This is a genomic window from Planomonospora algeriensis (genome assembly GCF_977012225.1).
The window spans coordinates 1-6,658 of record NZ_CDRNDK010000354.1; the positions used below are offsets into that span (position 1 = coordinate 1).

Here is a 6,658-nt window from a genome sequence, read left to right on the forward strand (position 1 = left end):
CTCCGCCCCGCTGCGCTCGCGGCGACGCCGGCCACGGCCGCGCAGGTCAGGGTGAGCGCGGACGCCGCCACCAGCGCGGATCGCGCCCGCCGCCGACCCGGCACGTCGTTCACGCCCCCGACCTTAGTGCGGGCGGGCGGATGCCATTCCCCGTTCCCCGAGATCAGGGATCCGGAAAGTACTTGACGATCCGGAAAGTAGAAAGTACTTTCCTTCTTGGAAAGAACATGGAAGCACCGGCGGGAAGCCCCCGGCGAAAGGAGTCCTCATGAACACCACCCCCGAGAGCATGGACCTCTCCCCCGAGGAGGCCGCCCGCGCCCTGTCCGGCATCCGCGCCACCCAGGCGCAGGCCGTACGCGCCACCCCCTGGTTCCCGATCTGGTTCCCCGTCGGCCTCGGCCTGTCCATCACCCTCATCCAGGCCTCGTCCGACTCCCTCACCCCGGTGCCGCTGAGGATCGCGGGCATCGTGCTGGCGGTGGCCCTGCTCACCGGCGTCTCCATCGCGGTCGGCCGGAGCGGCCGCATGCGCGCCCACAAGAGCGTCGTCGACACCGGGGCGGTCTGGGGATACATGGCCTGGGTCCTGGGAATCACCCTCCCCGGCGTGGCACTCGGCATCTTCCTCGGCCTGCGCGGGGTCGCCTACGGCCCGGCCTTCACCTTCCTCGGCGTGACCGCGATCCTGGGCCTCACCGGCCCGCTCGTCGCCCGCTGGGTCTCCCGCCGCAACGCCGCCAAGATCGAGAGGGGCGCGTGATGGGACTCGACCCGGTCATCCACGCGCCCGCGCGGCTGCAGATCGTCGCGCTGCTGGCCGCGGCGGACGAGGCCGAGTTCGGGTTCGTCCGCGACCAGGTCGGGGTGAGCGACTCGGTGCTCTCCAAGCACGCCAGCGCCCTGGAGAACGCCGGCTACGTCGAGATCCGCAAGGGATACGTCGGCAAGCGGCCCCGGACCTGGCTGAAGCTCTCCAAGCCCGGACGCGCGGCCTATCTCACCCACGTGGCCGCCCTGCAGGCGATCGTCGCGCAGTCGGGGCTCACCCTCACCCCGGAGTGACGCCCATCCCGGGATGACGGGCGCCCGCCGCGGACGCCCCGGGCCGCCTCGCGCCTCTCCGGGGCCGCCTCGCGCCTTCCCGGCCCGGACGGGCCCTCCCCGGAAACGACGGACGCCCGCGGAGCAGAGCTCCACGGGGCGCGGGCCGTACGGACGACGGCGGGGCCGGACCGGCGGGCCTAGTAGGCCGGCAGGCTCGGGTCGACCGTCTTGATCCAGCTCAGCACGCCGCCGCCGACGTGGACCGCGTCGGAGAAACCGGCGTTCTTGACGATCGCCAGGCACTCGGCGGAGCGGGCGCCGGACTTGCAGTGCAGCACGATCTTCTTGTCCTGCGGGAGCCTCTCCAGGGCGGAGCCGTTGAGGAACTCCCCCTTGGGGATGAGCACGGCGCCCGGGATGGAGACGATCTCGTACTCGTTCGGCTCACGGACGTCGACCACGTAGACGTCCTCGCCCCGGTCCTGCCAGGACTTGAGCTCGGCCGCGGTGATCGTCGAACCGGAGGCGGCCTCCTGGGCCTCGGCGGAGACCGCGCCGCAGAACGCCTCGTAGTCCTCCAGCAGGCTGGTGACCGTCGGGTTCTTGCCGCAGAGCACGCACTCGGGGTCCTTGCGGACCTTGACCGAGCGGTAGGTCATCTCCAGGGCGTCGTAGATCATCAGACGGCCGACCAGCGGCTCGCCGATGCCGGTGAGCACCTTGATGGCCTCGTTGACCTGGATGGAGCCGATCGACGCGCACAGCACGCCGAGCACGCCGCCCTCGGCGCAGGAGGGGACCATGCCGGGCGGCGGGGGCTCGGGGTAGAGGCAGCGGTAGCAGGGACCGTGCTCGGCCCAGAAGACGCTGGCCTGGCCGTCGAAGCGGTAGATCGAGCCCCAGACGTACGGCTTGCCGAGGAGGACCGCCGCGTCGTTCACCATGTAGCGGGTGGCGAAGTTGTCGGTGCCGTCCACGATGAGGTCGTACCCGGAGAAGATCTCCATGACGTTCTCGGTGGTCAGCACCTCGTTGTGGACGACCATGTCGATCAGGGGGTTGATCTCCCTGACCGAGGCCGCGGCACTCTCGGCCTTGGGCCGGCCGACGTCGGACTGGCCGTGGATGACCTGGCGCTGCAGGTTGGACTCGTCGACGACGTCGAAGTCGATGACGCCGAGGGTGCCGACGCCCGCGGCCGCGAGGTACAGCAGGGCCGGGGATCCCAGCCCTCCGGCGCCCACACAGAGCACCTTGGCGTTCTTCAGGCGCTTCTGCCCGGCCATGCCCACGTCGGGGATGATCAGGTGGCGCGAGTAACGGCGCACCTCGTCGACGGTCAGCTCGGCTGCCGGCTCTACCAGCGGTGGCAACGACACAGTTCTGCTCCCGTTTCAGGGGTCTTGACGGATGCGGCTAGCGCACCACTCACAACCTAGCCGGGGGCCGCGCTCATTCCCCAATCGAGACGGGCGCCGTCTCAGATATCAGACGCCGGGCCTCCCGGGCCACCCGCTCGGGCACCTCCATCTGCGCCACGTGCCCGGCGTCCGGCAGCAGGACCAGCCGCACGTCCGGGAACGTACGGCCCGCCCGGGCGGCCATCCGGGGGTTGACGAGCCTGTCGTGGCGGCCGTGGATCACCAGCGTGGGCGCCCGCACCATGGCCGCCTGCCGCCAGAGGCTGTCGGCTCCGCGCTTGACGTACTCCCTGAGGTACTCCGCGACCAGGCCGCGGGCCGAGTTGATCACCGCCGCCCCGGCGTACGGCAGCTCGTCGCGGCGGCGCAGCTCCTCGATCGCCTCGCGCAGCCGTTCCGGGTGGACCCGGCCGAGGTCGGCGTAGCACATGCCCAGCGTGGCGTTGAGCCTGCGCTCCGGGGGCAGCAGCCGCAGCCGGTCGAAGGCCCACTCCCCGAGCACGGGCACCGTGGACAAGGCCACGCGCGCCGGGCCGTACCGCAGGACCAGGTCGGGCAGGGCCGGGGAGACCAGGGTGAGCGAGCGGACCAGGTCCGGCCGGGTGGCGGCGAGCCGCACCGAGACGGCGCCGCCCAGGGAGTTGCCGAACAGGTGGACGGGCCGGTCCGCGATCTCCTCGATGAGCGCGGCGACCGTCCGGGCGTGGGCGCCGACGGAGTAGTCGCCGTCGGACGGCTCCGGGGAGTATCCGGAGCCCGGCAGGTCGATCGCGTGGCCGGTCACCACGTCGGACAGCTCGCCCATCAGATCGGTCCAGTTGGTCGCCGAGCCCGCCAGCCCGTGCACGTAGACCGCCGTCTCCGCGGGGCCGCGCGGGGTCGAGCGCACATGGACGCGGTGCTCGCCGAGCTCGACCGTCCTGCCGGGCCAGCACGGAATCGGGTTGTCTCCCATGTCTCCTCCTGCAGGTTCACTGCCTGTTAGGACGATATCCACCGGGACGAAGCCGGAAAAACATCAGCGTTCCGGACGGAACGCCGCAGCGATCACCGATCGTCCCCGCCTCCGCCCCTCGGAGCGGCCTTTCATTTCGCCCTTTTTGTCCGATATATACCAAAGACAGAATATTGTAACTCTATGCATTTGGTACATCACACTAAGTGCCCGTTTTCACAGAATGAATCCGGACATCAACGCCTTAGTCACAACATCGATAGAGAAGGAGTGACGAATGCTCTCCAAGCGAATCGCCAGTGCCCTCGCGGCCGCCGCCGTGACCGGCAGCGGCCTGGTCGCCCTCACCGCCGTCACGGCGGCTCCCGCCCACGCCCAGGACACCTGCCTCTACCAGGTGCGCAACGTCGCCTCCGACAGCTACCTCAAGGTGCGCAAGAAGCCGGGCAAGACGCCCAAGTCCTGGAACAAGCGGCACAAGACCGTCGATGTCCTCTACCCCGGGCAGGTCACCACCGGCAACTGCAAGCGCTCCAGGGAGAACTGGCGCAAGGTGTACGGCGACTCGGGCGTCCAGGGCCACGTCCACAAGACCTACGTGAAGAAGGGCCCGAAGATCGCAACCGAGGCCACCACGAACGGCACCACCAACGGGACCACGAACGGCACCACGGAAGGTGCCATGAGCGGCTCGTAGGTGATTCCTGTGCCGTGGCGTCCGCGAGGGCTCCACGGCACAGCCGTGCCCGGCCCCTGCCGCGCGTCCCGCGAAGCCGCACGTCAGGCGGGCCGGCGGGCCCCACCCGCTCCGCGCTCCGGCGCCGTCCCGGTCCCGCCCCGCCGAGTCGTCCGCCCCGTCCCGGGCGGCCGCGGCCCCTCTCGCCCCCCGGTTCCGCTTGGCCGCGTCCACGCTGGCCCGCAGCACGGCCATCAGGTCGGCCGCGGGACCGCCCTCCTCGATCGGCGCCGGCGGCCGGACCACCTGGCGGCCCGCCGCCTTCGCCTCGACGACCCGCAGCAGCGCCTCCCGGTAGGCGTCCCGGTGCGCGGCCGGGTCGAAGTCCCCGCTCATGGTCTCGACGAGCGACTCGGCCATCCGCGCCTCCTGCGCCCGGATCTCCACCTCCTCCTCCAGGAACGCGAAGCCCGCCTCGCGCACCTCGTCGGGCCAGAGCATGGTCTCCAGCACCAGGACCCCCTCCCTGACCCGCAGCGCCGCGAGCGACTCGCGCCGCCGCAGCGCCACCTTCGCGACCGCCACCCGCCCCGACCGCTCCAGCGCGTCGCGGAGCAGCACGTACGGCTTCACCCCGGCCGGCTCCGGCTCCAGGTGGTAGGACTTGGCCAGCAGGACGGGATCGATCTGGTCGGCGGGGCTGAACTGCAGGACCTCGATCCGGTGCGCGGTCGACAGCGGGAGGTCCTCGAAGTCGGCGTCGTCGAGCACCACCGTCTCTCCGGTCGGCAGGCCGTACCCCTTGGCCACCTCGGCGAAGGGCACCTCCTCGCCGCAGACCTCGCAGACCCGGCGGAACCTGATGCGCCCGCCGTCCTCCCGGTGCACCTGGTTGAAGGCGACCCCGCGCTGCTCCGTCGCGGGGTACAGCCTGATCGGGATCGTGACGAGCCCGAACGACACCGCGCCGTTCCAGATGCTCCGCATGCCTTCTCCCTACCTCGGTACTCCTCCGGAACTCCCTCATCGATTTTCGCGCACATGTTCGGAAAAATCGTCAAGCGCATGGAAACACTTACCAACGAGGGACATACCCGCCACGGCACATCCGATGCCCTGCCTTGCCGAGCGCGCGGGTGCGGGGGACGTACGCTGGGGGCGTCCCTTGTTCACAGCAGGAAGGACGGGCCGATGTCTGAGATGGACGTGAACGACACCACCCTCGAGGAGATCGACGACGCCCTGTCCGAGACGGCGGGCCCGGAGGCGGACCTCGAGACCCCCGAGGCGGACGCGGCCGAGCAGCACCGCGAGGTGCGCGCCGGGAGCCGGAACTGGCCCGACCGGATCCCCTTCGACGCGGACCCCGCCGACGCCACGGATCAGAGCCGCGAGGTGGAGCTCGACGAGGATGACTATCGCTGACCTGGTTACCCGCGCGTAGGATGACCCGAGACGTAGGAGACGCAGGAGCATCCCGCAAGGAGAACGCCGTGACCGCTACCCCGGACGCCAAGCCCCGGGGCACCCGGCTGCCCCGGATGGCCCGCCGCCGTCAGCTGCTCAGCGCGGCGCAGGAAGTGTTCGTGGAGAACGGCTACCACGCGGCCGCGATGGACGAGATCGCCGAGCGGGCCGGGGTCAGCAAGCCGGTTCTCTACCAGCACTTCCCCGGCAAGCAGGAGCTCTACCTCGCCCTGCTCGACCTGCACGTGGACGACATGATCACCCGTTGCCGGGACGCGCTCGCCTCCACCACCGACAACAAGCAGCGCGTGCAGGCGGCGATCGGGGCCTTCTTCGACTTCGTCTCCGGGCAGGGCGAGGCCTTCCGCCTCGTCTTCGAGTCCGACCTGCGCAACGTGGCGCCGGTCCGCCAGCGCATCGAGCGCAACCTCCGCGAGAGCGCCGAGATGATCAGCCAGGTCATCCAGGAGGACACCGGCTGCTCCAGCGACGAGGCCCACCTGCTGGGCGTCGGCATGGTCGGCATGGCCGAGGTCAGCGCCCGCTACTGGCTCAGCAGCAACGGCTCCATCCCGAAGGACGCCGCCACCCAGCTCATGGCCCGTCTGGCCTGGCGCGGCATCTCCGGCTTCCCGCGCACCGGCTGACCGGAGGAGGCTCGCCCGCACCGGCTGACCGGCCCCGCCGCGCGCCGGCGGGCCTGTTCGCTTGACGCGATCAACCGGCACGCGGAGCTCCCCGAGGGGCGACGATGAGACAGGCAGCCCTCATCGAAAGGGAGCAGCACATGGAAATCAAAATCGGCGTGCGGTCCGTGCACCGCGAGCTCGTGGTGGAGACCGACCTCTCGGCCGAGGAGGTCGAGAACGAGCTCGGCAAGGCGCTCGCCGCCGACCGGGGCATCTTCTCCATCACCGACGTCAAGGGCCGCAGGGTCCTGGTCCCGATCACCTCGCTCGGCTTCCTCGAGATCGGCGAGGAGGAGTCCCGGCCCGTCGGCTTCGGCGGCACCCTCTGACCGGTCGCCCTCCGGCCGGGCGTCCTCCCGCCCGGCGTCCGCCGTCCGGGCACCGGGCCCCGGCCCGGGGCGGC

The 6,658-nt window shown here is 70.8% G+C and carries 8 protein-coding genes; 5 read left to right on the forward strand and 3 right to left on the reverse strand.

The window, feature by feature from the left end:
- The first annotated feature begins 268 nt into the window (after nucleotides 1-268).
- The gene (locus ACWJ6R_RS27180) at nucleotides 269-763 is read left to right on the forward strand and encodes a hypothetical protein (RefSeq protein WP_449064958.1); all 495 of its coding nucleotides are present in this window, start codon (nucleotides 269-271) and stop codon (nucleotides 761-763) included.
- The gene (locus ACWJ6R_RS27185; protein WP_449064959.1) at nucleotides 763-1,065 is read left to right on the forward strand and encodes a transcriptional regulator; all 303 of its coding nucleotides are present in this window, start codon (nucleotides 763-765) and stop codon (nucleotides 1,063-1,065) included. The genes ACWJ6R_RS27180 and ACWJ6R_RS27185 overlap by 1 nt, the downstream gene beginning before the upstream one ends.
- 179 nt (nucleotides 1,066-1,244) lie before the next feature.
- On the opposite strand, the gene moeZ is transcribed toward ACWJ6R_RS27185, so the two are convergent.
- The 3 genes from moeZ to ku all read right to left on the reverse strand — a co-directional run bounded on the left by moeZ (nucleotide 1,245) and on the right by ku (nucleotide 5,086).
- The gene (gene moeZ, locus ACWJ6R_RS27190; protein WP_449064960.1) at nucleotides 1,245-2,426 is read right to left on the reverse strand and encodes an adenylyltransferase/sulfurtransferase MoeZ; all 1,182 of its coding nucleotides are present in this window, start codon (nucleotides 2,424-2,426) and stop codon (nucleotides 1,245-1,247) included.
- A gap of 73 nt (nucleotides 2,427-2,499) precedes the next feature.
- A complete protein-coding gene (locus ACWJ6R_RS27195) occupies nucleotides 2,500-3,423 on the reverse strand; it encodes an alpha/beta fold hydrolase (RefSeq protein WP_449064961.1) in 924 nt (307 codons plus the stop codon).
- A gap of 244 nt (nucleotides 3,424-3,667) precedes the next feature.
- Nucleotides 3,668-5,086, reverse strand: a complete 1,419-nt coding sequence (ku, locus tag ACWJ6R_RS27200; RefSeq protein ID WP_449064962.1) for a non-homologous end joining protein Ku — start codon at nucleotides 5,084-5,086, stop codon at nucleotides 3,668-3,670.
- A 204-nt stretch (nucleotides 5,087-5,290) separates the two neighbouring features.
- Between ku and ACWJ6R_RS27205 the strand changes: the two genes are divergently transcribed.
- The 3 genes from ACWJ6R_RS27205 (at nucleotide 5,291) to ACWJ6R_RS27215 (ending at nucleotide 6,584) form a co-directional block, all read left to right on the forward strand.
- Nucleotides 5,291-5,524, forward strand: coding sequence for a hypothetical protein (locus ACWJ6R_RS27205; RefSeq protein WP_449064963.1), 234 nt, complete (start codon nucleotides 5,291-5,293; stop codon nucleotides 5,522-5,524).
- A 68-nt stretch (nucleotides 5,525-5,592) separates the two neighbouring features.
- The gene (locus ACWJ6R_RS27210) at nucleotides 5,593-6,213 is read left to right on the forward strand and encodes a TetR/AcrR family transcriptional regulator (RefSeq protein WP_449064964.1); all 621 of its coding nucleotides are present in this window, start codon (nucleotides 5,593-5,595) and stop codon (nucleotides 6,211-6,213) included.
- A gap of 140 nt (nucleotides 6,214-6,353) precedes the next feature.
- A complete protein-coding gene (locus tag ACWJ6R_RS27215) occupies nucleotides 6,354-6,584 on the forward strand; it encodes a DUF3107 domain-containing protein (RefSeq protein ID WP_449064965.1) in 231 nt (76 codons plus the stop codon).
- Nucleotides 6,585-6,658: the final 74 nt, after the last annotated feature.

Bases quoted from the DNA above. Each gene is read 5' to 3' on its own strand.
- ACWJ6R_RS27195 (WP_449064961.1), bottom strand. From the start codon at position 3,423: ATGGGAGACAACCCGATTCCGTGCTGGCCCGGCAGGACGGTCGAGCTC.
- ACWJ6R_RS27185 (WP_449064959.1), top strand. From the start codon at position 763: ATGGGACTCGACCCGGTCATCCACGCGCCCGCGCGGCTGCAGATCGTC.
- ACWJ6R_RS27215 (WP_449064965.1), top strand. From the start codon at position 6,354: ATGGAAATCAAAATCGGCGTGCGGTCCGTGCACCGCGAGCTCGTGGTG.
- ACWJ6R_RS27180 (WP_449064958.1), top strand. From the start codon at position 269: ATGAACACCACCCCCGAGAGCATGGACCTCTCCCCCGAGGAGGCCGCC.
- ku (WP_449064962.1), bottom strand. From the start codon at position 5,086: ATGCGGAGCATCTGGAACGGCGCGGTGTCGTTCGGGCTCGTCACGATC.
- ACWJ6R_RS27205 (WP_449064963.1), top strand. From the start codon at position 5,291: ATGTCTGAGATGGACGTGAACGACACCACCCTCGAGGAGATCGACGAC.